The organism is Paracidovorax oryzae ATCC 19882 (assembly GCF_000687165.1).
Classification (GTDB): Bacteria; Pseudomonadota; Gammaproteobacteria; order Burkholderiales; family Burkholderiaceae_C; genus Paracidovorax; species Paracidovorax oryzae.
Window position 1 is genome coordinate 1 of record NZ_JMKU01000007.1, and the last position, 25,292, is coordinate 25,292.

At 69.1% G+C, this 25,292-nt stretch carries 24 protein-coding genes; 6 read left to right on the forward strand and 18 right to left on the reverse strand.

The window, feature by feature from the left end; genetic code table 11:
- The 5 genes from T336_RS0106175 to guaB form a co-directional block, all read right to left on the reverse strand.
- On the reverse strand, nt 1-218 hold a 218-nt coding region (locus tag T336_RS0106175), incomplete at its 3' end, for a transposase (protein WP_501037337.1).
- A gap of 226 nt (nt 219-444) precedes the next feature.
- Nucleotides 445-2,070 carry a glutamine-hydrolyzing GMP synthase gene (gene guaA / locus T336_RS0106180; RefSeq protein WP_013594306.1) on the reverse strand — a complete coding sequence of 542 codons (1,626 nt, stop codon included), beginning with the start codon at nt 2,068-2,070 and terminating at the stop codon, nt 445-447.
- Between the two features lie 38 nt (nt 2,071-2,108).
- Complete coding sequence (locus T336_RS0106185) at nt 2,109-2,549, reverse strand: type II toxin-antitoxin system VapC family toxin (RefSeq protein ID WP_026431879.1); 441 nt, start codon at nt 2,547-2,549, stop codon at nt 2,109-2,111.
- 2 nt (nt 2,550-2,551) lie between these two features.
- Nucleotides 2,552-2,815: a type II toxin-antitoxin system Phd/YefM family antitoxin gene (locus tag T336_RS0106190; RefSeq protein WP_026431880.1), complete on the reverse strand. Its 264-nt coding sequence runs from the start codon at nt 2,813-2,815 to the stop codon at nt 2,552-2,554.
- Between the two features lie 263 nt (nt 2,816-3,078).
- On the reverse strand, nt 3,079-4,548 hold the full coding sequence (gene guaB / locus T336_RS0106195) for an IMP dehydrogenase (protein WP_011796429.1): 1,470 nt from the start codon (nt 4,546-4,548) through the stop codon (nt 3,079-3,081).
- Nucleotides 4,549-4,655: 107 nt separating this feature from the next.
- On the opposite strand from guaB, the gene T336_RS0106200 reads away from it, so the two are divergent.
- Nucleotides 4,656-5,168, forward strand: a complete 513-nt coding sequence (locus tag T336_RS0106200; protein WP_026431881.1) for a DUF4124 domain-containing protein — start codon at nt 4,656-4,658, stop codon at nt 5,166-5,168.
- 31 nt (nt 5,169-5,199) lie between these two features.
- Here the strand turns inward: T336_RS0106200 and T336_RS0106205 are convergent, their stop codons facing one another.
- Together T336_RS0106205 and T336_RS0106210 are read right to left on the reverse strand one after the other, a co-directional pair.
- Nucleotides 5,200-5,535: an RnfH family protein gene (locus T336_RS0106205; protein WP_026431882.1), complete on the reverse strand. Its 336-nt coding sequence runs from the start codon at nt 5,533-5,535 to the stop codon at nt 5,200-5,202.
- 10 nt (nt 5,536-5,545) lie between these two features.
- The gene (locus tag T336_RS0106210; protein WP_026431883.1) at nt 5,546-5,986 is read right to left on the reverse strand and encodes a type II toxin-antitoxin system RatA family toxin; all 441 of its coding nucleotides are present in this window, start codon (nt 5,984-5,986) and stop codon (nt 5,546-5,548) included.
- Between the two features lie 122 nt (nt 5,987-6,108).
- Here T336_RS0106210 and smpB point away from each other — a divergent pair, with 122 nt between their 5' ends.
- The 4 genes from smpB to T336_RS0106230 all read left to right on the forward strand — a co-directional run bounded on the left by smpB (nt 6,109) and on the right by T336_RS0106230 (nt 8,503).
- Complete coding sequence (smpB, locus tag T336_RS0106215) at nt 6,109-6,582, forward strand: SsrA-binding protein SmpB (RefSeq protein WP_026431884.1); 474 nt, start codon at nt 6,109-6,111, stop codon at nt 6,580-6,582.
- 106 nt (nt 6,583-6,688) lie between these two features.
- Nucleotides 6,689-7,078, forward strand: a complete 390-nt coding sequence (locus T336_RS0106220; RefSeq protein WP_019700518.1) for a COG4315 family predicted lipoprotein — start codon at nt 6,689-6,691, stop codon at nt 7,076-7,078.
- Nucleotides 7,079-7,098: 20 nt separating this feature from the next.
- Nucleotides 7,099-7,644, forward strand: coding sequence for an RNA polymerase sigma factor (locus T336_RS0106225; RefSeq protein ID WP_026431885.1), 546 nt, complete (start codon nt 7,099-7,101; stop codon nt 7,642-7,644).
- Nucleotides 7,645-7,660: 16 nt separating this feature from the next.
- On the forward strand, nt 7,661-8,503 hold the full coding sequence (locus T336_RS0106230; protein WP_026431886.1) for an anti-sigma factor family protein: 843 nt from the start codon (nt 7,661-7,663) through the stop codon (nt 8,501-8,503).
- Between the two features lies 1 nt (nt 8,504).
- On the opposite strand, the gene T336_RS0106235 is transcribed toward T336_RS0106230, so the two are convergent.
- A complete protein-coding gene (locus T336_RS0106235; protein WP_026431887.1) occupies nt 8,505-9,596 on the reverse strand; it encodes an enoyl-CoA hydratase/isomerase family protein in 1,092 nt (363 codons plus the stop codon).
- 249 nt (nt 9,597-9,845) lie between these two features.
- On the opposite strand from T336_RS0106235, the gene T336_RS0106240 reads away from it, so the two are divergent.
- Entirely contained in the window at nt 9,846-11,438 is a 1,593-nt protein-coding gene (locus T336_RS0106240; protein ID WP_026431888.1) for a TerC family protein, read from the forward strand.
- 109 nt (nt 11,439-11,547) lie between these two features.
- Here the strand turns inward: T336_RS0106240 and typA are convergent, their stop codons facing one another.
- From typA to T336_RS0106290, 10 genes are all read right to left on the reverse strand, one after another.
- On the reverse strand, nt 11,548-13,374 hold the full coding sequence (gene typA, locus T336_RS0106245) for a translational GTPase TypA (RefSeq protein ID WP_019700513.1): 1,827 nt from the start codon (nt 13,372-13,374) through the stop codon (nt 11,548-11,550).
- Nucleotides 13,371-14,369, reverse strand: coding sequence for a tRNA pseudouridine(55) synthase TruB (gene truB / locus T336_RS0106250; RefSeq protein ID WP_026431889.1), 999 nt, complete (start codon nt 14,367-14,369; stop codon nt 13,371-13,373). Before truB ends, typA begins: the two co-directional genes overlap by 4 nt.
- Nucleotides 14,366-14,743: a 30S ribosome-binding factor RbfA gene (gene rbfA, locus T336_RS0106255; RefSeq protein WP_011796441.1), complete on the reverse strand. Its 378-nt coding sequence runs from the start codon at nt 14,741-14,743 to the stop codon at nt 14,366-14,368. Before rbfA ends, truB begins: the two co-directional genes overlap by 4 nt.
- Before the next feature lie 174 nt (nt 14,744-14,917).
- Nucleotides 14,918-17,758 (reverse strand): translation initiation factor IF-2, encoded by a 2,841-nt coding sequence (gene infB / locus T336_RS0106260; RefSeq protein WP_026431890.1) that lies wholly within the window; start codon nt 17,756-17,758, stop codon nt 14,918-14,920.
- Between the two features lie 25 nt (nt 17,759-17,783).
- Nucleotides 17,784-19,268 (reverse strand): transcription termination factor NusA, encoded by a 1,485-nt coding sequence (gene nusA / locus T336_RS0106265; protein WP_013594288.1) that lies wholly within the window; start codon nt 19,266-19,268, stop codon nt 17,784-17,786.
- 81 nt (nt 19,269-19,349) lie between these two features.
- A complete protein-coding gene (gene rimP / locus T336_RS0106270) occupies nt 19,350-19,958 on the reverse strand; it encodes a ribosome maturation factor RimP (protein WP_026431891.1) in 609 nt (202 codons plus the stop codon).
- Nucleotides 19,959-20,181: 223 nt separating this feature from the next.
- Nucleotides 20,182-20,586, reverse strand: coding sequence for a thioredoxin family protein (locus tag T336_RS0106275; RefSeq protein WP_026431892.1), 405 nt, complete (start codon nt 20,584-20,586; stop codon nt 20,182-20,184).
- A gap of 66 nt (nt 20,587-20,652) precedes the next feature.
- On the reverse strand, nt 20,653-21,975 hold the full coding sequence (locus tag T336_RS0106280) for a cytochrome c (RefSeq protein WP_026431893.1): 1,323 nt from the start codon (nt 21,973-21,975) through the stop codon (nt 20,653-20,655).
- Complete coding sequence (locus T336_RS0106285; protein ID WP_404821582.1) at nt 21,972-22,694, reverse strand: c-type cytochrome; 723 nt, start codon at nt 22,692-22,694, stop codon at nt 21,972-21,974. The genes T336_RS0106280 and T336_RS0106285 overlap by 4 nt, the downstream gene beginning before the upstream one ends.
- 310 nt (nt 22,695-23,004) lie before the next feature.
- Entirely contained in the window at nt 23,005-25,164 is a 2,160-nt protein-coding gene (locus T336_RS0106290; RefSeq protein WP_026431895.1) for an alpha/beta hydrolase domain-containing protein, read from the reverse strand.
- Between the last annotated feature and the right edge of the window lie 128 nt (nt 25,165-25,292).

Genomic DNA, 25,292 nt, shown 5'->3' on the forward strand with positions numbered 1-25,292 from the left:
TTCCACCACAGTTGCAGGCAGTGGATGCGCAGCATCGTCTCCACGGCGAATGGCGGGCGTCCACCCAGTGCCTGGTGCGCGCCGCGCGCATGCGGCTGGATCAGCGCCACCAGCGCCGCCCACGGCACCACCCGGTTCATCTCTTCAAGGAAGATCTCCTTGCGGGTCTTCTTGGGCAGGGGATCGAACCCCAGCATCTGCTGCTGCTCATGCGTCATGCTCGCCATCTTGCCTGCGGCTCACTTCACGCGCCAGTCAGCGATGGGGTTTTGCAGACCTTCCCTAGAGCAGGAAACGCTCGAAGTTTTTTTACCGCGAGTCCACCCGCCAAGTCGTTTTGCTGGCGGGCGATAGCGACCGATAGCTAGCAAAACAAATCGCTGTAATATCAATAACTTACGTGACGATAGTGATTGCAGGCGACAGTCCCCAAAGGACCTAATTTCACTCCCACTCAATCGTCGCCGGCGGCTTGCTCGACACGTCGTACGTCACCCGGTTGATGCCGCGCACTTCGTTGATGATCCGCCCCGACACCTTCTTGAGCAGCGCGTACGGCAGCTCGGCCCAGTCGGCGGTCATGAAATCGCTGGTCTGCACGGCACGCAGGGCGACGACGTAGTCGTAGGTACGGCCGTCGCCCATCACGCCGACGCTCTTCACGGGCAGGAAGACGGTGAAGGCCTGGCTGGTGAGGTCGTACCAGGTCTTGCCGGTTTCTGCGTCCACGTGGTTGCGCAGTTCCTCGATGAAGATCGCGTCGGCGCGGCGCAGCAGGTCGGCGTATTCCTTCTTCACTTCGCCCAGGATGCGCACGCCCAGGCCCGGGCCGGGGAAGGGGTGGCGATAGACCATCTCGTGCGGCAGGCCCAGGGCCACGCCGAGTTCGCGCACTTCGTCCTTGAACAGGTCGCGCAGCGGCTCCAGCAGCTTGAGGCCCAGCTGTTCCGGCAGGCCGCCGACGTTGTGGTGGCTCTTGATGGTGACGGCCTTCTTGCTCTTGGCGCCGCCGGATTCGATCACGTCGGGGTAGATGGTGCCCTGGGCCAGGAAGGTGGCGCCCTTTTCCTTTTTCGATGCGCCCGAGGCGGTGAGCTTGGCGGCCTCGGCCTTGAAAACGTCCACGAACAAGCGGCCGATGATCTTGCGCTTCTGCTCAGGGTCGCTCACGCCGGCCAGTTCGCGCAGGAAGAGTTCGCTGGCATCCACGCGCACGACCTTGGCGTGCAGCTTGCCCACGAACATGTCCATGACCATGTCGCCCTCGTTCAGGCGCAGCAGGCCGTGATCGACGAACACGCAGGTGAGCTGGTCGCCGATGGCGCGGTGGATGAGCGCGGCGGCCACGCTGGAATCCACGCCGCCCGAGAGGCCGAGGATGACTTCCTCGTCGCCCACCTGGGCGCGGATGGATTCGACGGCCTCGGCGATGTGGTCCTTCATGACCCAGTCCGGCTGCACGCCGCAGATGCCGAGCACGAAGCGGTCGAGCAGCGCGCGGCCCTGCACGGTGTGCGTCACCTCGGGATGGAACTGCACGGCATAGAAGCGGCGCGCTTCGTCGGCCATGCCGGCGATCGGGCAGCTGGGGGTGGAGGCCATGAGCTTGAAGCCGGGCGGCATCTCGGCGACCTTGTCGCCATGGCTCATCCAGACCTTGAGCATGCCGTGGCCTTCGGCCGTGGTGAAGTCGGCGATGTCCTTCAGCAGCGCGGTGTGGCCGTGGGCGCGCACTTCCGCATAGCCGAACTCGCGCTTGTGGCCACCTTCGACCTTGCCGCCGAGCTGCTGCGCCATGGTCTGCATGCCGTAGCAGATGCCGAGCACCGGCACGCCCAGTTCGAACACGGCCTGCGGCGCGCGGTCGGTGGTCTCTTCGTACACGCTCGCGTGGCTGCCGGAGAGGATCACGCCCTTGAGCGCACCGTCGGCGGCGTATTCGCGCACCCAGGCGTCGCTCACGTCGCAGGGATGCACTTCGCAGTACACATGCGCCTCTCGCACGCGGCGCGCGATGAGCTGGGTGACCTGGGAGCCGAAGTCGAGGATGAGGATCTTCTGGTGTTGCATGGTGGTCGGGGTCGGTAAGAGCGGTGGAATCGGAGGAGTCAGAACGTGGACAGATCGAGCAGCGCCACGCCGGTGCGCGTGGCGGCCTCGGCCTGGGCGGTATCGAAGGTGGCGAGCGGCAGGCGCAGCGAGCGTGCGAGCCAGAGGTAGGCGGCGTCGTAGACCGGCAGGCCGGTATCGAGGGCGACGTCGAGCACGGCCTTGTGCTGCGCGGGCGCCAGCTCGTGCAGTTCCACGCGGTGGCGGATGGCTTCGAGCACGGCCCACAGGCCTTCGACGGAGCCCGCGGGAATGCGGCCGGCATGCACGCCGCTCGCGATCAGGTTGCCGCACTCCCACTGCCAGAGGTTGGGCGCCTGGGGCTCGACCTCGTCGCGGCGGATGCGGGCATAGAGGCGCCGCGTGTGCTCGCTGGCCGCATCGGGCAGCAGCCAGGCGGCGGTCACGGAAGCATCGAGCACGAAGGCGGTGGTGGACATGGTCATGCGGCGGTGCTCCGCCCGCTGCGGCGCAGGGCGGGCGCCGCCGTGTGCGCGGTCGCGGCGCGGATGCTGGCATGCAGCGCATCGATCTGCCCCAGCTCCCGTGCGATCTGCTCGTCCGTGATCACCGGCCGGCGCCGCACCGGGAGCATGCGCACCACCTCTTTCCCGTGCCGGGTGATGCGCACCTCTTCGCCCTGCTCCACCGCCTCGATGAGCGCGGAAAAACGGGTCTTGGCTTCGTAGATGCCGACGGTCTGCATGCGCGAAAGGCTTCCGGAAAAAAGAAAAGTCTGGCCTGAACAAGAATTCAGACCAGACTTTACCAAACCGACCAGAAAATAACAATCAGACCAGAATGATCCTGAGCGCCAGTTTCGTCATGGCACGCAACGCCACAGCGGCCCAACGCGCGGGCAGCCGTGCAAGGGCCGCCCTGCCGCACCGGCTGCGTCCCCCTTCCCGAACGGCGCAGCCGTTCGAGAGAAGGGGGAAGGCGCGCAGCGCCTCAGGGGGTTGTGGGCAGTCAGTCCGCCCGGTAGTTCGGCGCTTCCTTCGTGATCTGCACGTCGTGCACGTGGCTTTCACGAATGCCGGCCGTGGTGATCTCGACGAACTCCGCCTTGTTGTTCATCTCTTCGATGGTGGCGCAGCCACAGTAGCCCATGGAGGCGCGCACGCCGCCGGCCATCTGGAACACGATCGAGACCATGGAGCCCTTGTAGGGCACGCGGCCTTCGATGCCTTCGGGCACCAGCTTGTCGGCGTTCGGGTTGCCGGTGCTGGATTCCTGGAAGTAGCGGTCGGCCGAGCCCTGCTGCATGGCGCCGATGGAGCCCATGCCGCGGTAGCTCTTGTAGCTGCGGCCCTGGAACAGGATGACCTCGCCGGGCGCCTCTTCGGTGCCGGCGAACATGCCGCCCATCATCACGGTGCTCGCGCCCGCGGCCAGTGCCTTGGCGATGTCGCCCGAGTAGCGGATGCCGCCGTCGGCGATCAGCGGCACGCCCGTGCCCTGGAGCGCCGTGGCCACGCTGTCGATGGCCATGATCTGCGGCACGCCCACGCCCGCGACGATGCGGGTGGTGCAGATGGAGCCGGGGCCGATGCCGACCTTGACGCCGTCCGCGCCGGCCTCGACCAGGGCGAGCGCCGCCGCACCGGTGGCGATGTTGCCGCCGATCACGTCCACCTGCGGGTAGTTCTGCTTGACCCAGCGCACGCGGTCGATCACGCCCTTGCTGTGGCCGTGGGCCGTGTCCACCACGATCGCATCGACGCCGGCCTTGACCAGTGCCTCGACACGCTCCTCGGTGCCCTCGCCCACGCCGACGGCAGCGCCCACGCGCAGGCGGCCGTTGCTGTCGCGCGCCGCGTTGGGGAAGCTGGTCTGCTTGGTGATGTCCTTGACGGTGATCAGGCCCTTGAGCTCGAACGCGTCGTTGATGACGAGCAGGCGCTCGAGCTTGTGCTTGTTGAGCAGCGCCTTGGCTTCGGAGGCGGTCGCGCCCTCCTTCACCGTGATGAGCTTCTCGCGCGGCGTCATGATGTCGCGCACCTTGACGTCGTAGCGGGTCTCGAAGCGCAGGTCGCGGCCGGTGACGATGCCCACCACCTTGCCCGCATCGCACACCGGGAAGCCCGAGATGCCGAGCTGCTCGGACAGCTGCAGCACCTGCAGCACCGTGTGCTCGGGGGTGATGACGACGGGGTCGCGCACCACGCCGGATTCATAGCGCTTGACCTTGGCGACGTGGGCCGCCTGTTCCTGCGCCGTGAGGTTCTTGTGCACGATGCCGATGCCGCCCTCCTGCGCGATGGCGATGGCCAGGCGCGCTTCGGTGACGGTGTCCATGGCGGCGGACACGAGGGGAAGGTTCAGGGAGATATTGCGGGAGAGTCGCGTCGCGAGGGACGTGTCCTTGGGCAGGACCTGGGAGTACGCCGGCACCAGCAACACATCGTCGAAGGTGAGCGCTTTTCCTAGAAGGCGCATGAGATTCGCTCCAAAAAAACGATTGTACCTGCCGGGCCGCATTCCCTGCCGCGCCGGGTCTTGCCGGCGCGATGGCGCGGCCGGAGGCCGGGCGCTACACTGCCCGCATGAAACTCCACCGGCTTCTCGTGCTCGCCTGCGCCTGCTCCTGGGCGCTGGGGGCTTCGGCGCAATGGCAATGGATCGACAAGGACGGGCGCAAGGTGTTCAGCGACCGCCCGCCCCCGACCGACGTGCCTGCGAAGAACATCCTGAAGCAGCCGGGGGGCGCCCCGCCCCCGCCCCGCACGCAGGCGGCCAACACCGCTGCCGATGCGCCCGGCACACCGGCATCCGCCGCGGCGGCGCCACGGCGGCCGGCGTCCGACCCGGAGCTGCAGCAGCGCAAGGCACAGGCGGACGCCGCCGAGGCCGCCCGCAAGAAGGCCGACGAGGAACGCCAGGCCAAGGCCCGTGCCGAGAACTGCCAGCGCGCGCGCCAGCAACAGGCCATGCTGTCGTCGGGCCAGCTCGTGAGCCAGGTGAACGCCCAGGGCGAGCGCGCCTTCATGGACGATGCGACCCGCGCCGCGGAAATGCGGCGTGCGGAAGCGGCGATCGCCTCCGACTGCGCGCGTTGAAGCCGGCTGCGTTCGCGGCGGCTCCGGACCCTCAGTACCCGGCCTTGGCACCCGGGCGCCGCGTGGCGAACAGCCCCGTGGCCCGTGCCCCCTGGCGCGCGAAGCGCTCGCGCCGCGCCTTCTTGGGATCGACCCGCAGCGGGCGGTACCACTCCACGCGGTCGCCGTCCTGCAGCACGCGGTCCAGCGCCACGGGGCGGCCCCAGATGCCGCAGGTAGCCGATCCATCCTCGGGGCCGCCACAGGCCGCGATCGCATCGCGCACCGTGGCGCCGGCAGGCAATTCCATCGCCGCCTCCCTCACCTCGCGCGGCCCGGGCGACCACGCGACGGTCACCGCCACGCGGCCCGCGACGGCGGCGGCCATGGCACCGGCCTCAGCCATAGACCTGCTCCGCGCGCTGGATGAACGCATCCACCATGCTGCCCGCGATGCGGTCGAACACCGGGCCCACCAGCGCGGCCAGCGCGATGTTGTCGAAACCGTAGTTGAGCTGCAGCTCCACCTTGCAGGCCCGCTGGCTGCCGTCGCCCACGGGATGGAAGCGCCAGTCGCCATCGAGCTGCGAGAAAGGCCCTTTCACGAGCCGCATCTGCACGCGCCGGCCGGGCTCGTGCTGGTTGCGCGTGACGAAGGACTTGCGCAGGCCGCTGAAGGCGATGCCCACCTCGGCGGTCATGCCGTGCTCGTCCTGTTCCAGCACCCGCGCGCTGTCGCACCAGGGCAGGAATTCCGGGTACTTCGCCACGTCGGTGACGAGGGCGAACATCTCTTCGGGGCTGTACCAGATCAGGACGGACTTGTTGACGTTTTTCATGGGAGGACGGGCATGGCGGGCCGCGGCGGGACGGAGCACTAGAATCCCCGGATAGCGCACGGCCGATCGTCCGATTGTAGGGAGGGCTTTCAAACGCCTCCATGTGCCGCATCTGATTCCCCATGGCCAAGAAACCCGAGACCCTGTCACGCATCGCCGACAACAAGAAGGCGGCCTTCAACTATTTCTTCGAGGAACGCCACGAGGCGGGCATGGTGCTGCACGGCTGGGAGGTCAAGGCCCTGCGCGAAGGCAAGGTGCAGCTCACAGACGGCTACGTGGTGATCCGCGAAGGCGAGCTCTACCTGATCGGCTGCCAGATCAATCCCCTGAAGACGGCCTCCACCCACGTGAGCCCGGACGCGGTCCGCACCAAGAAGCTGCTGCTGCACAAGGAAGAGATCAAGCGCCTGATCGGAAAAGTCGAGCAGAAGGGCTATACGCTGGTGCCGCTGAACCTGCACTGGACCAACGGCCGCGCCAAGTGCGAGATCGCGCTCGCCAAGGGCAAGGCCGAGCACGACAAGCGCGACACCATCAAGGAGCGCGAGGGCAAGCGCGAGGTGGAACGCGCGATGAAGAGCCGCCACCGCTGAGGCGGTGGAATTTTTTTTCGGGCAGGGCGGAATAAATCCGCCGCGTCCGGTGTTTACTCCGTTGCGGGCCGGCATGTCGCCGGCCCTGCCTACAGGAGCAACACCGATGACCCGAATCTCCACCCTCTTGGCCGCTTCCGCCCTGGCCCTGGCGCTTGCCGGCTGCGCCTCCATGTCGTCGTCCCGCATGCCCGGCGGCGTTGCCGAGAAGAACGGCGCCCTCGTGGGCCCGAACGGCATGACGCTCTACACCTTCGACCGCGACCCGGCCGGCGGCGGCAAGTCGGTCTGCAACGGCCCCTGCGCGAAGAACTGGCCGCCGCTGCTGGCCGGCAGCGACACGCCCACGGGCGAATTCAGCGTGGTGGAGCGCGATGACGGCGCCAAGCAACTGGCCTACAAGGGCAAGCCGCTGTACTACTGGGTCAAGGACACCCAGCCCGGCGAACGCACCGGCGACGGCGTGAATCAGGTCTGGCGCACCGCCAAGCCCTGACCGGCCTCGACGCCGCCCGCATGGACGACATCGCTGCGCACCTGCCGGGCCTGCGGCGCTATGCGCGGGCCCTGACGGGCAATGCCTGGGCGGCGGACGACCTGGTGCAGGACACGCTGGAACGTGCCTGCCGGAAGTGGCTGCTGTGGCGCCCGGGCAGCGACCTGCGCGCATGGCTGTTCACGCTCATGCACCGCGTGTACCTGAACCAGCTGCGGGCGGTGCCGGCCCAGCCGCCGCTCGACCTGGAATCGGTGCAGGACCACCTGCAGGCGCCGCCCGCGCGCACGGACGACGCGCTGGACCTGGACCGCTGCCTGCAGCGCCTGCCCGCCGACCAGCGCGCGGTGCTGCTGCTGGTGACACTCGAGGACATGGATTACGCCGCCGCCGCGAAGGTGCTGGACGTGCCGGCGGGCACGGTGATGTCGCGCCTCTCGCGCGCCCGGCAGCGGCTGCGCGAACTGATGGAACCGCAGGCCCGTACACCCGGCGCGGCGGCGGAGGCCGCGGCGCGGCGGCCGCCCTCGCCGCCTGCAGCGCCGCGGCTGCGGCGGCTGAAATGATGATGGACCGCAGGCCATGACCGACCCGCGCACACCTTATCCCGACGGTACTCCGCATGGCGCCCCACCCGGCGCTCCGGACACCGGCCTGGACGACGACCGCCTGCATGCGCTGGTGGACGGCCGGCTGCCGCACGAGGAAGCGCAGGCGCTGCGCCGGCAGCTCTCGGACGACCCCGCGAACCGTGAACGCGTGCAGGACTGGGAGGCCCAGCGGGAACAGCTGCGCGGGCTGCATGCCCACTGGGAAGAGGCTCCGGTGCCGCCCCTGCTCGCCCAGGCGGCTCAGGACTTCCGCAACCGCCGCCTGCAGGCGTCACGGGCCTGGAGCATGGCGGGTCTTGCCGCCTCCCTGCTGCTCGCCTTCGGACTGGGGTGGACGCTGCACGGCCCGGCCCCCACGACCCTGCCTCCCACCCAGCGTTTCGCGCTGCAGGCCGCCGCGGCCCACGCGGTGTACCAGCCCGAGCAGCGCCATCCGGTGGAGGTGGGCGCGGCACAGCAGGAACACCTGGTGCAATGGCTCTCCAGGCGCCTGGGCCGGCCGCTGCACATTCCAGACCTGCAGCCCCAGGGCTACGAACTGGTGGGCGGGCGCCTGCTGCCGGGCGATGCGGGACCGGGCGGCGCCAGCGGCGCGCGGGCGCAGTTCATGTACCAGAATGCCGCGGGGCAGCGCGTCACGCTGTACCTCGGCGCGCTGCCTGCGGCTCCGGCGGAAACCGCGTTCCGCTACGAAGGCGATGGTCCCGTGCCCAGCTTCTACTGGGTGGAAGACGGCTTCGGCTACGCGCTGAGCGGGCCTTTGCCGCGCGATGCGCTGCTGGCCATCGCGACGGCCGTCCATCCGCAGCTGTGAGTCACCGCAGGCCGGCCAGCGGATGGGAATGCGCGGGCCAGGGGCTGTCGAAGAAGGGCTGCCACATGGCGGGCGTGACGTCCTCGATGCGTGCCGGGTTCCAGCGGGGCGCATGGTCCTTGTCCACCGCGAGCGCGCGGATGCCTTCCACCGTTTCGCTCTGTCCGGGCCGCAGGTAGAAGCAGTGCCGCACCATGTCGCGCTCCATGCGCAGGTCGGCGGCCAGGTCCATCCCCCGGGCGCGCCGGATCTGCTCCAGCACCACGTGCAGCATCAGCGGCGAGCGCTTGCGCAGCGTGGCCGCCGTGGCGCGAGCCCAGTCGCTGCCATCGGCCTCCAGCGCCGCGGCAATGGCCGGCACGCTGTCCTGGCCGAAGGCCGCGTCGATGCGCGCGCGGTCGGCCGTGGCGGCGGGTGCAGATGCGACGAAATGCGTGGCCACCCAGCGTTCGATGGCGGCCCCATCCTCGAAGCCCTGCGTGGCCAGGCCCTCCCACACGCCGTGCTGGGCCTCGGCGGGCATGCAGCCATCGGCCAGGCCCAGCGCGACCGCATCGCCCGCACCGATGGTGTCACCCGTCAGCGCCAGCCATTCGCCCGTGCGGCCGGGGCAGCGCGAGAGGAAGTAGCCGCCGCCCACGTCCGGGAACAGGCCGATGGCCGTCTCGGGCATCGCCATCTTGGTGCGTTCCGTGACGATGCGCTGGCTCCCGCCCTGGCTGATGCCCATGCCGCCGCCCATGACGATGCCGTCCATGAAGGCGATGTAGGGCTTGCCGAAGGTGTGGATCAGGTGGTTGAGCGCGTATTCCTCGGTGAAGAAGTCTTCCAGCTGCGGGTTGCCGGTGCTGCCGGCCTGGTGCAGGAAGCGGATGTCCCCGCCCGCGCAGAACGCACCGAAGGCGCCCTCCTTGTTCGTGCCGCGGATCGCCACGGCGAGCACGGCCGGGTCCGACTGCCAGCGCAGCAGCGCCTCCATGAGGTCGCGCACCATGCCCAGCGACAGGGCGTTGAGCGCGCGCGGGCGGTTCAGCGTGATGAAGCCCACCTGTCCGCGCACCTCGGCCAGCACGTCGCGTTGCGTTGCATCCATTCGATAGTCTCCTTGGAATCCTGTGTTGGAACGTGCCGGAAATTGTGCCGCAGGCCGCGCGGTGTGCCCGGTCTCCTACAGGACCTGCCTGGAGCGCTGCCTAGAATGTTCCGGCATGCCCCACCCCGCCGCGGCACCGCGGCCCCTCCCTTTCTCCTCCATCACGCCGCCCCGCGTGCGGCCCGCCGCTGAGGGCTGCCTTGCGGCGAGCCAGGCGCCGCAGCGCACCAGCCCGCAGGGAGACCCGCCATGGAATGGCTGAGCGACCCTTCGGCCTGGGCGGGCCTGGCGACGCTGGTGGTACTGGAGATCGTCCTCGGCATCGACAACCTCGTCTTCATCGCCATCCTGGCCGACAAGCTGCCGCCGGAGCAGCGCGACCGCGCCCGGCTGATCGGCCTGTCCCTCGCGCTCGTGCTGCGGCTGTGCCTGCTGGCCGCCATCGCGCACCTGGTGCGCCTCACCACGCCGGTCATCGAATGGGGCTGGCTGTCGCTGTCGTGGCGGGACATCATCCTGCTGGCCGGAGGCATCTTCCTGCTGTGGAAGGCCACGACCGAACTGCACGAGCGCCTGGAAGGCGTGGATGCGACCGGTCCGGAGCGCCGCGAGCATGCGGCTTTCGGGGTCGTGCTGGTGCAGATCGTGGCGCTGGACGCGGTGTTCTCTCTCGACTCGATCATCACCGCCGTGGGCATGGTGCAGCACCTGCCGGTGATGATGGCCGCCGTGGTGATCGCGATGGGCGTGATGATGGTGGCGTCGCGCGCGCTCACCGCCTTCGTCAACCGCCATCCCACGGTGGTGGTGCTGTGCCTGAGCTTCCTGCTCATGATCGGGCTCAGCCTGGTGTCCGAGGGCATGGGCTTCCACCTGCCCAAGGGCTACCTGTACGCGGCGATCGGTTTTTCCATCCTCATCGAGTTCTTCAACCAGTGGCGGCTGCGCAATATCGCGCGCCATGCCGCGCGGCTGCCGCTGCGCGAGCGCACGGCGCGCACGGTGCTGCGCCTGCTGGGCGGCCAGGACGCGGGTGCAGCCGGCGGCAATTCGGCCGCCGCCAGCGCGGAAGCCGCGCTCAGGGGCGCCTTCCGCCAGGAGGAGCGCAGCATGGTGCGGGGCGTGCTCTCGCTGGCCGAGCGCTCCGTGCTCTCCATCATGACCCCGCGCGCGGATGTGGACTGGATCGACATCAGCCAGGACAAGCCGTCGCTCTACCGCCAACTGCAGGCGCAGCCGCACGGGCTGTTCCCGGTCTGCGACCGGGGCGGGCTGGACGCGGTGCTCGGCGTGGGCCGCGCCAAGGACCTCATGGCCGACCTCGTCGAGCGCGGCACCATCGACCGCCAGCGCAGCCTGCAGCCGCCGCTGATCGTGCCGGAAACGGTGAGCATCCTGCGCCTCATGGAGAACCTGCGCCGCACGCGCAACCACCTGGCGCTGGTGAGCGATGAATACGGCACGATCCTGGGCCTCGTCACGCCGATGGACGTGCTGGAAGCCATCGCGGGCGAATTTCCCGATGCGGGGGAAGACCTGCTGGTGCAGCCCGTGGGGCCGGACCACTGGCTGGCGGACGGACTGGTGGACCTGCACACGCTCGCGCGCACGGTGCGGGTGGAGCGGCTCGCCCACAGCGCGCACGATGCCAGCACGCTGGCCGGGCTGCTGCTGGAAACCCTCGGGGAATTGCCCGAGCCCGGCCGCGCCATGGTGCTGCACGGCCTGCGCTTCGAGGTGGTGGCCCTGCAGGGCCGGCGCATCGCTCGCGTGGACGTGCGCCGCGACGACAGCGCCGATCCGGCCGTTGCCGGCGCGGCATCGCCGTCCGCAGGCACCTGAGTCCCTGCCCTCGCTGCTGCGGCGGCACCGCGGCTCCAGAAACGAAAAAACGCGCCCCTCGGGGCGCGTCGTTCCATGCGAGAAGCCAAGGCCCCGGCCGGGGCCCCGGTCACATGCCGCGGGCAGCGCGCTTGCGCTCGTTTTCCGTCAGGTGGCGCTTGCGCAGGCGCACGCTCTTGGGCGTGATCTCGACCAGCTCGTCGTCCTCGATGAACTCCACGCCGTATTCCAGCGTCAGGTCGATCGGGGGCGTGATCTTGATCGCGTCTTCCTTGCCGGAGACGCGGAAGTTGGTCAGCTGCTTGGTGCGCGTGGCGTTCACGACGAGGTCGTTGTCGCGGCTGTGGATGCCGACGATCATGCCTTCGTACACCGGGTCGTTCGCCTTCACGAACATGCGGCCGCGATCGTCGAGCTTGCCCAGGGCGTAGGTGAAGATTTCACCGTCGTCCATGGAGATCAGCACGCCGTTCTTGCGGCCGCCGATGTCGCCCTTGTGCGGCTCGTAGCTGTCGAAGATGTTGGAGATCAGGCCCGAGCCGCGGGTCAGGTTCAGGAATTCGTTGGTGAAGCCGATCAGGCCCCGCGCCGGGATGCGGTATTCCAGGCGCACGCGGCCGCGGCCGTCCGACTCCATGTTCACCAGCTCGCCCTTGCGCTCGCCCAGCGCCTGCATCACGCCGCCCTGGTGGCCTTCCTCAATGTCGGCCGTCACCAGTTCGATCGGCTCGTGCTTCACGCCGTCGATGTCCTTGAACACCACGCGCGGCTTGGAGACGGCCAGCTCGTAGCCTTCGCGGCGCATGTTCTCCAGCAGGATGGTCAGGTGCAGTTCGCCCCGGCCCATCACTTCGAAGATGCCTTCCTCGTCGGTTTCCTTCACGCGCAGGGCCACGTTGTGCTGCAGCTCCTTCTGCAGGCGGTCCCACAGCTGGCGGCTCGTCACGAACTTGCCTTCGCGGCCTGCCAGCGGCGAGGTGTTCACGCAGAAGTTCATGGTCAGCGTGGGCTCGTCCACCTTCAGCATGGGCAGCGGTGCGGGGTTGGCAGGGTCGGTCACGGTCACGCCAATGCCGATGTCCTCGATGCCGTTGATCAGCACGATGTCGCCGGGGCCGGCCAGCGGGGTCTGCATGCGGTCCAGGCCCTGGAAGGTCAGCACCTGGTTCACGCGGCCCTTGACGCTCTTGCCGTCGGGGCCTTCCATGACCAGCACGTCCTGGCCGGGCTTGAGGGTGCCCTGGCTGATGCGGCCCACGCCGATGCGGCCCACGAAGGTGGAGAAGTCCAGCGCCGAGATCTGCAGTTGCAGCGGGGCGGCCGGGTCGCCCGAGTTCGGGGGCACGTGCTTCAGGATGGTGTTGAACAGGGCCGACATGTCGGGGCCCCACTGCTCGCCCGGCGCACCTTCTTCCAGCGACGACCAGCCGTTGATGCCCGAGGCGTACACCACAGGAAAGTCGAGCTGCTCGTCGGTGGCGCCCAGCTTGTCGAACAGGTCGAACGCGGCGTTCACGACCTTGTCGGGGTTGGCGCCCGGCTTGTCCACCTTGTTCACCACCAGGATGGGGCGCAGGCCGAGGGCCAGGGCCTTCTTGGTCACGAAGCGCGTCTGGGGCATGGGGCCTTCCTGCGCGTCGATCAGCAGCACCACGCTGTCCACCATCGAGAGGGCACGCTCCACTTCGCCGCCGAAGTCCGCGTGGCCCGGGGTGTCCACGATGTTGATGTGCGTGCCTTCCCAGCTCACGGCGCAGTTCTTGGCCAGGATGGTGATGCCGCGCTCTTTTTCGATCGCGTTGTTGTCCATCACGGTATCGACGACCTTCTCGTGGTCGGCGAAGGTTCCGGACTGGCGCAGCAGCTGGTCCACCATGGTGGTCTTGCCATGGTCAACGTGCGCGATGATGGCGATGTTGCGGATTTGTTTGCTCATAGAGTGGGTTCCAATGTGCCGCGCTCTGCCCGCGGCGTGCTTTCCAGAATCTGTGCGATCTCCTGGGGGCTCAGGAGGCGCTCGGGGATGAGTTCGCCGGCCGCCACGCGGCCGACGCCCAGCAGGGCGCGGGGTTCGTCGCCGAACACCGCCACGGCGGGCGCATCGGGCCAGGGCCCGAGGCGGCGCACGCCGGAGAGGAATCGCGCCGTATTGTCATGGTCCAGCGTGACAGCCGCATGCCCTGCGAGCAGCGTCTCCACGGGCTGGACACAGGCCATCCGTGCGGCCTCGTTCATCGCCTCGAGCGCAGCGAGCGTGACGCAGCGCTCCACGCCCAGCCCGCCGGTATCGATGCGGCGCAGGAAGGTAAGGTGCGCGCCGCAGCCCAGTGCGGCGCCGACGTCCTCGCCCAGCGTACGGATGTAAGTGCCCTTGCTGCAGGTCACGACCATGCGCACGGCAGGCCCGCCGCCCTGGTCCTCGACCAGCGACAGCTTGAGCGCGTGGATGACCACGTCGCGCGCCTCGCGCTCGACGGCGATGCCCGCGCGGGCGTATTCGTAGAGCGCCTTGCCGTCCTTCTTGAGGGCGCTGTGCATCGGCGGCACCTGGCGGATGGGGCCGGTGAACTGCCGCTGCACCTCGGCCAGGCGCGCAGGAGCGAACTGCGAGGCATCCACCTCGCGGCGTTCCAGCACCTCGCCTTCCGCATCGCCGGTGGTGGTGGTCACGCCGAGCTGCGCCACGGCCTCGTAGGTCTTGGGCGCATCGAGCTGCAGTTGGCTGAACTTGGTGGCCGCGCCGAAGCACAGCGGCAGCACGCCGCTGGCGAGCGGGTCGAGCGTGCCCGTGTGGCCGGCTTTTTCAGCGCGCAGCAGCCACTTGGCCTTCTGCAACGCATCGTTGCTGGAAAGGCCCAGGGGCTTGTCGAGCAGCAGCACTCCGTGCACCGGGCGCCGCTGCACCCGGATGCGGGGAGCGCGTGCGGTCATGCTTCGTCGTCGTCTTTGGAACGGGAAGCCACGGCGCGCGCGATCAGTGCATTCATGTCCGATGCGCGCTCGGTGGTGCGGTCGAACATGAAGTGCAGCGTCGGCACGGTGTGGATGTGCAGGCGCTTGAACAGGCCGTTGCGGAGGAACCCCGCGGCCTGGTTCAGCGCATCCTGCGTCGCGTCGGCGTCGCCCACGAGCACGCTGAAGAACACCTTCGCGTGCGCATAGTCGGGCGTCACTTCCACGGCCTGCAGCGTGACCATGCCGATGCGCGGGTCCTTCAACTCGCGGATCAGCTCGGTCAGGTCGCGCTGGATCTGGTCCGCGACCTTGAAGCCGCGGTTGGGCGTGGAGGATTTCTTGGCAGCCATATCGTTGTCCCTATCGCGTCGCGCACTGCTCGCGGCTTTCGTTCAAGCACGGCGTGTGCCCGATCGAAACGCCGCGGAGCAGGCGATGCCAGCGGACGCCGTGGAACTGGCTTTGCCAGGCCACGGGCGTCGTCCCCCTCGAGGGGGAAGGCGCGAAGCGACTCAGGGGGTGTTTCACAGCGTTCTTGCGATTTCCTTGATCTCGAAGAACTCCAGCTGATCACCTTCCTTGATGTCGCTGTAGTTCTTGAGCTTGATACCGCACTCGAAGCCTTCCTTGACTTCCTTGACGTCGTCCTTGAGGCGGCGCACCGACTCGACTTCGCCCGTGTAGATGACCACGTTGTCGCGCAGCAGGCGGAAGCGGCAGTTGCGCGTGACCTGGCCCGACGTGACGTAGGAGCCGGCCACCGTGCCGATCTTCGAGGCCACGAACACCGTGCGGATCTCGGCGGTACCGATTTCCTCTTCGCGCTGTTCGGGCGCCAGCATGCCGGACATGGCCGCCTTCAGCTCGTCCACCGCGTCGTAGATGATGTTGTAGTAGTGCAGGTCCACGTCGTTGGCCTCGGCCGTCTTGCGTGCGCCGGCATCGGCACGCACGTTGAAGCCGATCACGATCGCCTTGGAGGCGATGGCCAGGTTGACGTCGGACTCGCTGATGCCACCCACGCCCGCATACACGAGCTGCACGCGGATCTCGTCGGTCGAGAGCTTGAGCAGCGAGGCGGCCAGCGCTTCCTGCGAGCCCTGCACGTCCGCCTTGATGATGATGGGCAGGTTCTTCACCTCGCCCGCCGTCATGTCGGCGAACACGTTCTCCAGCTTCGCAGCCTGCTGCTTGGCCAGCTTGGTGTTGCGGAACTTGCCGGCGCGGTAGGTCGCGATCTCGCGGGCTCGGCGCTCGTCGGAGAGCACCATGAACTCGTCGCCGGCCTGGGGCACGTCGGACAGGCCCTGGATCTCCACCGGGATGGAGGGACCCGCGGACTTGGTCGCCTTGCCGTTCTCGTCCAGCATGGCACGCACGCGGCCGGAGGTCTGGCCAGCCAGCACCACGTCGCCCACTTTCAGCGTGCCGGACTGCACCAGCACCGTGGCCACGGGGCCGCGGCCCTTGTCCAGCTGCGCTTCGATGACCAGGCCCTTGGCCATGGCCTCGACGGGCGCCTTGAGTTCCAGCACTTCGGCCTGCAGCAGCACCTGCTCGAGCAGGTCGTCGATGCCCATGCCGGTCTTGGAGGACACGGGCACGAAGGGCGACTCGCCGCCGTACTCTTCGGGCACGACTTCCTGGGCCACCAGTTCCTGCTTGACGCGGTCGGGGTTGGCATCGGGCTTGTCGGCCTTGGTGATGGCCACGACGATCGGCACCTTCGCCGCCTTCGCGTGCTTGATGGCTTCCTTGGTCTGCGGCATGACGCCGTCGTCGGCCGCCACCACGAGGATGACGATGTCGGTCGCCTGCGCGCCACGGGCACGCATGGCCGTGAAGGCCTCGTGGCCGGGAGTGTCCAGGAACGTGACGATGCCGCGCGGCGTCTCGACGTGGTAGGCGCCGATGTGCTGCGTGATCCCGCCGGCCTCGCCCGCCGCCACCTTGGCGCGGCGGATGTAGTCCAGCAGCGAGGTCTTGCCGTGGTCCACGTGGCCCATGACGGTGACCACGGGAGCGCGCGGCAGCGCCTCGGCCTGCTGGCCGGACACGTCTTCGTCGGTGAATGCTTCCGGATCGTCCAGCGCGGCCACGACGGCCTTGTGGCCCATTTCCTCGACCACGATCATGGCCGTGTCCTGGTCCAGCGGCTGGTTGATGGTGACCATCTGGCCCATCTTCATCAGCGACTTGATGACCTCGGACGCCTTGATCGACATCTTGTGCGCCAGCTCGGCCACCGTGATGGTCTCGGGCACGTGCACTTCGATGATGCGCGCCTCGGCGGGTGCGGAGGCCTGGTGCGAATGCTCGTCGCGGTCGCTGCGGCGGCCACGCGGGCCGCTGCGCCAGTTGTTGCGGCCCACGCCGCCGCTGGCGTCGCCGCGGGTCTTGATTTCCTTCTTCTTGGCAGGATCGCCCGCCCAGCTGGAAGACAGCTTGGCGGACTTCACTTCCTTGCCGCCGCCGGCCGGCGCACCGGCCGCGGGACGCGCGCCCGGCGTGGCCGCGGGCTTGTGCAGCGTACCCTTCTTGGCGTCGGCCGCGGTCGCGGGCTTCGGAGCCGGCTTCGGCTCCTCGGGCTTCTTGGCGACCAGCACCTTCTTGGGCGCAGCCATCATGGCGCGGATCGCCTCGGCTTCGGCCAGGGCCTTGCGGCGGCGTTCGTCCAGGTCGGCGGCACGCGCGGTTTCCTCGGCCGCGCGGGCCTTGGATTCGGCTTCGGCCTTGGCGCGGGCCTCGGCCTGCGCGGCATTGCGGGCAGCGGCCTCGGCAGCGGCCTCGCGCGATGCTTCCTCGCGCACGGCGGACTCCTGGGCCTTCTTCTCGGCCTGCTGGGCGGCGTAGGCGGCTGCGCGCTCTTCGGCTTCGCGCTCGCGGCGCTCACGCTCCTCGCGCTCGCGGCGCGCTGCGCTCAGCTCTTCCTCCTGCCGGCTGATGAGGTCGGCCTGGCGGCGGGCCTCTTCCTCGCGGCGTGCGAGATCCTGGTCCTCGGCGGACGGCGCGACGGTGTCCTCAGACATGGTGCCCTGGCCCTCGGCGGCGCCCTCGGCCGCGTCGTCGCGCTTGATGAAGGTGCGCTTCTTGCGCACTTCCACCTGGATCGTGCGCGCCTTGCCCGTGGCATCGGCCTGCTTGATCTCGCTGGTGGACTTCTTCGTCAGCGTGATCTTCTTGCGGTCGGCCGTGGCGGTGCCGTGGCTGGCCTGCAGGAAAGCGAGCAGCTTCTGCTTGTCCGATTCGGTCAGGGCATCGGACGGGGTAGCCTTGGACACGCCAGCGGACTTGAGCTGGTCGAGCAGGGTTTCCGGCGATTTCTTGAGTTCGCTGGCGAACTCGGCGACAGTGTTACTGGACATATTCGGTTCGTACCTCCCCTGACCCTTACTCTTGCCCCGCGAACCAGTGTTCGCGCGCCTTCATGATCAAGGCCTTGGCTTCTTCCTCAGACTGGCCGGTCAGGGCGGTCAGTTCGTCGATGGCCAGGTCGGCCAGATCATCACGGGTGTGGACGCCGCCCTCGGCCAGCTTGCCGATGAGCTCGGACGTCATCCCGTCCAGGTCCCGCAGGTTCTGCGAGACACCTTCCACGCTTTCCTCGCGGGCGATCTCCATGGTCAGGAGGGCATCCTTGGCGCGGGCGCGCAGTTCGTTCACCGTATCCTCGTCGAAGCTCTCGATCTCGAGCATCTCCTGCAGCGGCACGTAGGCCACTTCCTCGAGGCTGGCGAAGCCTTCCTCGATGAGGATGTTGGCGATTTCCTCGTCCACGTCGAGCTTTTCCATGAACAGGCGGCGGGACGCATCGGTCTCGTTGGCCTGCTTCTGGGCGGACTCGGCCGCGTCCATGATGTTGATCTTCCAGCCCGTCAGGTCGGAAGCGAGGCGCACGTTCTGGCCGCCGCGGCCGATGGCGATCGCGAGGTTCTCCTCGTCCACCACCACGTCCATGGCGTGCTTTTCCTCATCGACCACGATGGAGGACACGTTGGCCGGCGCCAGCGCGCCGATCACGAACTGCGCCGGATCCTCGGACCACAGCACGATGTCCACGCGCTCGCCGGCCAGTTCGTTGGTCACGGCATTGACGCGCGTTCCACGCACGCCGACGCAGGTGCCGATGGGGTCGACGCGCTTGTCGTGCGACAGCACGGCGATCTTGGCGCGGCTGCCGGGGTCGCGGGCGCAGCTCTTGATCTCCAGCAGGCCCTGCTCGATCTCGGGCACCTCGTTGCGGAACAGCTCGATCATGAACTCGGGCGCGGAGCGCGAGAGGATGATGGGCGCACCGCGCAGCGTGAGGTCCACCTCCATGATCATCGCCCGCACGCGGTCGCCGTTGCGCAGGTTTTCCTTGGGGATCATCTCGCTGCGGCGCAGGCGGCCTTCGACGCGGCCGGACTCGACGATGATGTCGCCCTTGTCCATGCGCTTGACGGTGCCGGTGAAGATCTTCTCGCCGCGCGACATGAAGTCGTTCAGCAGCATCTCGCGCTCGGCGTCGCGGATCTTCTGCAGGATGACCTGCTTGGCGGCCATGGCGCCGATGCGGCCGATGGGCACGGACTCGATGCCTTCCTCGATGTACTCGCCGACCTCGATGTCGGCGATGCGCTCCTGCGCGTCCATCAGCAGTTCCTCGGCGTCCGGGTTCTGCAGGCCGGCGTCGTCGGGCACGACGAGCCAGCGGCGGAAAGTCTCGTAGTTGCCGCTGTCGCGGTCGATCGCCACGCGGATGTCCACCTCGCCCGGGTAGAGCTTCTTGGTGGCCTGGGCCAGCGCCAGTTCCACGGCGCCGAACACCACGTCGCGCTCCACGTTCTTCTCGCGCGAAATGGCTTCAACCAACATCAACAGTTCGCGATTCATCGACGACTCTCCTATTTTTCAATCCCTTGAAGGCCCGCGCCCTGCGCGGCGGCCCTTGCTTCGAATCCGCTGCGGCCCGATTCAGTCCGGGGCCGGCCCGCCTTTCGGCCCGCGCCCCTTGAAGTCCACGATCGGCGCCAGCCGGGCGTCGCGCAGCTCGTCGAGCGTGAAGCCCAGGGCCTGCAGCGGCGGGGGCACCCGCTTTTTGCTGACCTTCTGGCCCGGCTTCGGGGGAGGCTCGTCGCTCCAGACGATCTGCCAGCCTCCGGCCTCGGCACGCTCGAGCGTGCCGCGGAATTTCTTGCGGTTGGCGTTGACCTGGCCGGCGGCGGCATCGCCGATGGGAGCCTTGAGCGTGATGTCGACCACCTCGCCGGCGAAGCGCTGGAAATCCTGTTCATGGCGCAGCGGGCGGTCGATGCCCGGCGAGGAGACCTCCAGGCGCTTGTAGTCCACGCCATCGACCTCCAGCGCGAACTGCAGCTGGCGCGTGACCTTCTCGCAATCCTCGACCGTCACGAACGCCTCGGGGCCGGCCGCAGCGGCGGCATCGGAGGCGGCGCCTTCCACGGGCGGCTGCCAGGGCAGATCGATGGTGATGCGCAGCAGTCCGCCGGCGGAGCGTTCGATCTCCACCAGGTCATAACCCAGGCCCGCGACGGTTTGTTCGACGATCTGCTGCAATGCCACGTGTCGTTCAGTTCTGTTCCAGAAGTGCAAAAAACCCGATAACCGCCGAGGAATCTCCCCGACAGCTTCGAGCTCGAAGAAAGCGAACGGCCAAAAAAAACGGGCGGTGGGGACCCGCCCGTTTGGCCGTGAAGCCCTTATTGTAGCCTGCTGCGCGTTGCTTTGCCAAGCCGGCGGCATGCAATTTGCATTGCAGGTGCGCCACAAACGTGGCGGCGCAGCGTCAGTTTCCGGCCGCAGCGCGCGCCTGGCGGATGCGCTCGAACACGGCCTGTGCCTGCGCATCCACGGGAGGTGCGTCCCCCTCCTGCCGCAGGGCGGCGAGCATGCGCGCGAGCACGCCGGACTGGGGCAGCACGGGGCCGAGGAAACGTGCATGGGTGCCGTCGGCCACGAGCAAGGTGGGAAAAGTCTCCACATCGAGGTCTCCGGCCAGGTCTTCCTCGTCCTCCACATCCACCCACTCGAAGCGGACATCCGGATGGGCGGCACGCAGCGCCTCGAAGACGGCGCCGTATTCACGGCAGACGCCACACCAGGCGGCGCACAGGCAGACCACCCACCAGCCCGGGGCCGCGGGGGGGCCGCCGGCGGAAAGCGGTACGGGTGGAGAAGTGGTGTCCGGCATGGATTTTTTCAACGGGCTTGGAAAAAGGGAGGCAAGGGACGGAGCACGCGCAGGAAGGAGCCCGCCTCAGCGGCCCCGGCGCTCCCGTGCGCGGTACACGTCGATGGTACCCACCCCGGGCGCCCGGTTGCCCCAGCTGTTGCGCACGAAGGTGGCCACGGCGGCCACGTCGTCGTCGCCCAGCACCTGGGTGAAGGGCGGCATGCCGTGCGGCCGCGGATTGCCGGGCGTCACCGGAGGATAGCCGCCCTGGAGGATGGTACGCACCACGTTCACCGGCGATTCGAGCAGCACCGCGCGGTTGCCGGCCAGCGAAGGGAATGCCCCGGGCCGGCCCTGCCCGCCATCGCCGTGGCACTGCGCACAGTGGCGGGCATAGACCGCCCCGCCCCGCTCCATCACGGGCCGGGACGGCGGCGGCGATGCCGCTGGCGCGGGGCCTTGCGGCGCGGGCAGCGCACGCAGGTAGGCCGCGATGGCGCGCAGGTCCGCGTCGTCCAGGTACTGGGTGCTGCGGAAGACCACCTCGGCCATGGGTCCTGTCACCGTGCCGCGTGGCGCGGTCCCGTCGCGCAGCAGGGCGACGACCTCGTCCACGGGCCAGTCGGCGACGCCGGCCTCTCTCACCGTGTCCAGGGCCGGCGCATACCAGTTCTGCACGGGAATGAGCCCGCCACGCAGGGCGCCGGCATCGCGCGTGGCCCCCAGGGCATTGCGCGGGCTGTGGCAGGCCGCGCAATGCCCCAAGCCCTGCACGAGGTAGCGGCCGCGGTTCCAGTCCGCAGGCCGTTCCGGCACGGGCGCGAGGCCGCCGGGCCGGAAGAACAGCGCCCGCCACACGGCGAGCGCGGCCTGGGTGCCGTAGGGGAAGCCGAGCGCGTGCGGGCGGGCGGCCTGGCGCACCGGCGGCAGGCTGCGCAGGTAGGCGTGGATCGCGTCGGCATCCTCCCGCGTCACGTGCGTGTAGCTGGGATATGGGAATGCCGGGTAGAGCAGCCGCCCGTCCCGCGAACGGCCATGGTGCAGGGCGCGCCAGAAGGCAGCATCCGACCAGCGGCCCAGCCCGGTGTCGGGGTCGGGCGTGAGGTTGGTGCTGTACACCGTGCCGAACGGCGTCTCGATGCCGCGGCCGCCCGCGAACGGCGCGCCGCCCGGCTCGGTATGGCAGGCCATGCAGTTGCCGGCCCGCGCCAGGTATTCGCCCCGGGCGATGGCCTGCGGCGTGGCGGGCGCGGGCGGGCCGTCGTCCTGCGGCAGCGGGGTTTCGCCCCAGCGGTTGAGCACGGCCACGAGCACAGCGCAGGCCGCCAGCGCGCCCAGCAGGGCCGCGCCCACGCGCGCAGGCCAGCGCCGCCAGAAGCTCCGTGCATGCAGTGGCGGCCCGTTCATGGCGCGCTCCCCAAGGCGGATACGTCCACGCCGCCGCAGGGCATGGGCAGCGGGCCTGCGGGTGCGTCGGCGGGCTTGCCGCTGCCGGCCACCGGCTGGGCGGCCAGCCAGGCCGAGATGGCGCTCACGTCCTCGGCCGTGAGCTGCCGTGCCACGCGGGCCATGCAATCGGGTGCCTGCGAGCGGCGCTGGCCGGTCTGCCAGGCCCCGATCTGGCTGTTGAGGTAGTCGCGCGGCAGGCCGACGAGCGCGGGGATGGCGGGCTGCACGCCGGTCATGGCGTCGCCGTGGCATTGCACGCAGGCGGGTATGCCACGGGCGGCATCGCCCTCGCGCACCAGCCGGCGGCCCCGTTCCAGCGTCGCCGGGGGGGCCTGGGGCGGAGGCGGCGCGGCATAGGGAAGCTCCAGCGCGGAGAAATGCCGGGCGATCTCGCGCAGATAGTCGTCCGTCATGTGCTCGAGCAGGTAGGACATCTGCGGGTAGCTGCGGCGCCCGTCACGAAAGTTCAGGAGCTGGTGGTACAGGTAACCCGCGGGTTTGCCGGCGATGCGCGGAAAGTAGCCCTGCTGGGTCGCCCGGCCCTCGCGGCCGTGGCAGGCCGTGCAGGCGATAACCCGGTCGGCCATGCCGGAGGCCGGCGCCGGCGCGGCAGGCACCTGGGCATCGACGGATGCCTGTGCCGCGGCAGGGCTGGTGGCGCACACCATCGCAGCCATCGCCACGGCCGCCGCCCAGCACTCCGCTTTGTCTACGCGTCTGGCCCTGCGGATGAGTGCGGCCCCAGCGGCCCGGAACCGGGCGGTGCAACGGTGCAGCAGGGAAGAAAGGAATGCAGGCCAGGGCGGGCCTGGGGGTATGGGCGGCATGGGGGTCTGTCTCTTCGTTCGTTATATGGGCGGGGCGCCCTGCCCCGCCACTCTACGCACCCCCGGCCGGCACGTACAGCCCGCCGCGTCACACCGCTGCACTCCACGCCACCTGCGCCCCGAGGCGCACAGGCGTCCCCGGGCGCAGGTGGCGGTCAGTTCAGGGCAGGATGCTGGCCGCCCGCGCCTTGGCCACGATCGCGTCGGCGTCGCGGCGCAGCAGCAGGCGCTGCGCCACCAGCCCGTCGGCGGCGCGGGACACGGCGGCCACGTACCCCGCCTGCGATCCGTACAGCTCCTCCAGCGACGGCCGCCCGTCGCCCGCGGCCAGGCGCGCCGCGCGTGTCTTGTGGAACGGGATGAAGCTGCCCGTGAGGTTGGCGAGATCGACGATGCCGGGTGTGGCCACCTCGTTGAACTCGATGCTCGTGCCCAGCGGCGCCTGGGCTTCCACGCTCTGGATGCCGGCCCGCGACAGCCCGGTCGCCGGATCCACCTGCGGCACCAGGATGGCGTAGTCGCGCCCCACCGTCCGTGGAGGCAGCACCGTGGCGATGCCCGATTCGTCCTGCGGAACATATTGCGGACCGAAGTCCAGCAGGGTGAAGCCGTTGTAGCGCGCCTGGTAGCGGAATTCCGGAATCGGTGTCTGCACGCCTCCCGCGCTCCAGGCCAGTCCCTTCATGGCCGGATAGGCGACCTGGGCCGGGCGCACCAGCGTGCCGTCGGCGATGCGGGGCACCTGGCTGGCCGGCGGCTCCGTGCCGCGCACCACCCAGTCCTCCAGCGCGAGGAACAGCGCCCGGAAGGTGTCGTTGAAATGCACCACGGTGCCGGCGGGATAGACGGTGCGCGAGGGTGTGTAGCTGATGCTTTCCACCCCGCCCGCCCCGCCGTGCTGCGTGCTCGCGTAGTAGTAGATGCGTGCATTGGCGGGCTGGGCGATGTCGCGCTGGCCCTGCGCATCGGTGAGCACGGGCGAGCCCTGCAGCTGCCAGAACTCGGTGCCCGACAGGCCGAGGAAGAAACGCGGGCAGGTGCCGGTCGCGCTGCAGCGGCGCATCACGCCACCCTCGCGGCCGCTCACGGCATCCACGTAATCCGCCGCCAGGCCGCGCGGCGCCGTCTGCCCGAAGGCCGTGTGGTCGGTGCGCAGGCCGCCGCCGCCGCCGGGCACGGCGAAGCGGGTGTTGACGTTGGTCTGGCGCGCGGCGACGTGAGCGTAGATGCCGTCGAACACCATGCCGCCGTCCAGCCGCTGGTTGAAGCCCAGGTGCAGGAAGGTCTTCATGGCATTGCCCGACTGGGACGTGCCCTGCCCGATCACGTGCGTGATGCGGCCCGCCAGCGGATTGGCCCGGCCATCCGCATCGGCGGCCCTGCCGCGGAAGAAGCCCACGGTATCGCGCAGCGCGGCAAGCCCCACGCCCATGACCTTCGGATCCTTGGCCACATAGACCAGTTCGTACAGATACTGCGGATCGAACCCGCCGCGCAGGCAGACGCTGGCGGGGCTGGGCGTGCCGGGGAACGGGTTGGCACCGGTATCGCAGGCGGCGAACTTCCAGTCGGCGGCCGGTATGGCTTCGCGCGCATCCGTCTCGTTGCGGCGGCGCGTGAGCGAATAGCCCGGCTGCGTGTTGTCCAGGCCCGCGGGCTCGTAGGGAATCATGGTGCCGTTGAAGACGCCTCCGGGCAACGCCATGGCCGCGGCCACGGCGGTGGGCACCAACTCCGTGCGGTACGGGCCGGTGATGCTGCTGCCGTCGGCATTGCGGGCCACGGGCACGGTGGCGGTGAGCCGCGCGGGCGAGCTCTTGGGTACGTCGCCCTGCCATGCGGAATAGAGGAAGGTGTAGCCCCGCTCGAAATACACCGCATCGCCCGGTACGGCCGCCGGATTGGGCAGCGTGAGGATGTTGCCGCGGTTGGGCGCGTCGTAGCGCAGCACGCCCCCGGCCTTGGACATGTCCTTGGGCTTGAGCAGCACGAAGTCGGCGCTGTACTCCACCATGCCGCGGCTGTTGCGCGGCGCGAGCTGCAGGTCCTGGATGACCGCATTGCGCGGATCCGCCGGATCGAGCTCGCCCTGTACCGTGCCGGACACCTTTTCATAGGCGCCCACGCTGCCGAAGCTGCCGGGAAAGTCTTCCGTGGCGCCGATGGTCAGGCGCAGCTTCGGCACGCCGTCCGCCAGCGGCGGTGATCCGCCGCCACCACATGCGGCCAGCAGCGCGGCCGCCGCGAGCGCCGCGGCGGCGGACGTGGGAAATGGACGCCGCGGGCGGGCGCGCCGGAAAATGGCTCCGGGAAAATGCATGGCGATGTCTCCAGTGTTGTCGTTGTGGAATGCGCAAGCTGCCACCAGGAACGCCGGAGTCCAGGCGCAACCGCCCCTGGCGATGCGCGGTGCCATGCGTTCCGGGCGTGAAGTGCCCTGTGCGGGCA

What these genes read in the sequence shown, in the direction of transcription:
- guaA (WP_013594306.1), bottom strand. Translation starts at nt 2,070, where the DNA reads ATGCAACACCAGAAGATCCTCATCCTCGACTTCGGCTCCCAGGTCACC.
- T336_RS0106185 (WP_026431879.1), bottom strand. Translation starts at nt 2,549, where the DNA reads ATGTCCACCACCGCCTTCGTGCTCGATGCTTCCGTGACCGCCGCCTGG.
- T336_RS0106190 (WP_026431880.1), bottom strand. Translation starts at nt 2,815, where the DNA reads ATGCAGACCGTCGGCATCTACGAAGCCAAGACCCGTTTTTCCGCGCTC.
- guaB (WP_011796429.1), bottom strand. Translation starts at nt 4,548, where the DNA reads ATGCGCCTTCTAGGAAAAGCGCTCACCTTCGACGATGTGTTGCTGGTG.
- T336_RS0106200 (WP_026431881.1), top strand. Translation starts at nt 4,656, where the DNA reads ATGAAACTCCACCGGCTTCTCGTGCTCGCCTGCGCCTGCTCCTGGGCG.
- T336_RS0106205 (WP_026431882.1), bottom strand. Translation starts at nt 5,535, where the DNA reads ATGGCCGCCGCCGTCGCGGGCCGCGTGGCGGTGACCGTCGCGTGGTCG.
- T336_RS0106210 (WP_026431883.1), bottom strand. Translation starts at nt 5,986, where the DNA reads ATGAAAAACGTCAACAAGTCCGTCCTGATCTGGTACAGCCCCGAAGAG.
- smpB (WP_026431884.1), top strand. Translation starts at nt 6,109, where the DNA reads ATGGCCAAGAAACCCGAGACCCTGTCACGCATCGCCGACAACAAGAAG.
- T336_RS0106220 (WP_019700518.1), top strand. Translation starts at nt 6,689, where the DNA reads ATGACCCGAATCTCCACCCTCTTGGCCGCTTCCGCCCTGGCCCTGGCG.
- T336_RS0106225 (WP_026431885.1), top strand. Translation starts at nt 7,099, where the DNA reads ATGGACGACATCGCTGCGCACCTGCCGGGCCTGCGGCGCTATGCGCGG.
- T336_RS0106230 (WP_026431886.1), top strand. Translation starts at nt 7,661, where the DNA reads ATGACCGACCCGCGCACACCTTATCCCGACGGTACTCCGCATGGCGCC.
- T336_RS0106235 (WP_026431887.1), bottom strand. Translation starts at nt 9,596, where the DNA reads ATGGATGCAACGCAACGCGACGTGCTGGCCGAGGTGCGCGGACAGGTG.
- T336_RS0106240 (WP_026431888.1), top strand. Translation starts at nt 9,846, where the DNA reads ATGGAATGGCTGAGCGACCCTTCGGCCTGGGCGGGCCTGGCGACGCTG.
- typA (WP_019700513.1), bottom strand. Translation starts at nt 13,374, where the DNA reads ATGAGCAAACAAATCCGCAACATCGCCATCATCGCGCACGTTGACCAT.
- truB (WP_026431889.1), bottom strand. Translation starts at nt 14,369, where the DNA reads ATGACCGCACGCGCTCCCCGCATCCGGGTGCAGCGGCGCCCGGTGCAC.
- rbfA (WP_011796441.1), bottom strand. Translation starts at nt 14,743, where the DNA reads ATGGCTGCCAAGAAATCCTCCACGCCCAACCGCGGCTTCAAGGTCGCG.
- infB (WP_026431890.1), bottom strand. Translation starts at nt 17,758, where the DNA reads ATGTCCAGTAACACTGTCGCCGAGTTCGCCAGCGAACTCAAGAAATCG.
- nusA (WP_013594288.1), bottom strand. Translation starts at nt 19,268, where the DNA reads ATGAATCGCGAACTGTTGATGTTGGTTGAAGCCATTTCGCGCGAGAAG.
- T336_RS0106275 (WP_026431892.1), bottom strand. Translation starts at nt 20,586, where the DNA reads ATGCCGGACACCACTTCTCCACCCGTACCGCTTTCCGCCGGCGGCCCC.
- T336_RS0106280 (WP_026431893.1), bottom strand. Translation starts at nt 21,975, where the DNA reads ATGAACGGGCCGCCACTGCATGCACGGAGCTTCTGGCGGCGCTGGCCT.
- T336_RS0106285 (WP_404821582.1), bottom strand. Translation starts at nt 22,694, where the DNA reads ATGGCTGCGATGGTGTGCGCCACCAGCCCTGCCGCGGCACAGGCATCC.
- T336_RS0106290 (WP_026431895.1), bottom strand. Translation starts at nt 25,164, where the DNA reads ATGCATTTTCCCGGAGCCATTTTCCGGCGCGCCCGCCCGCGGCGTCCA.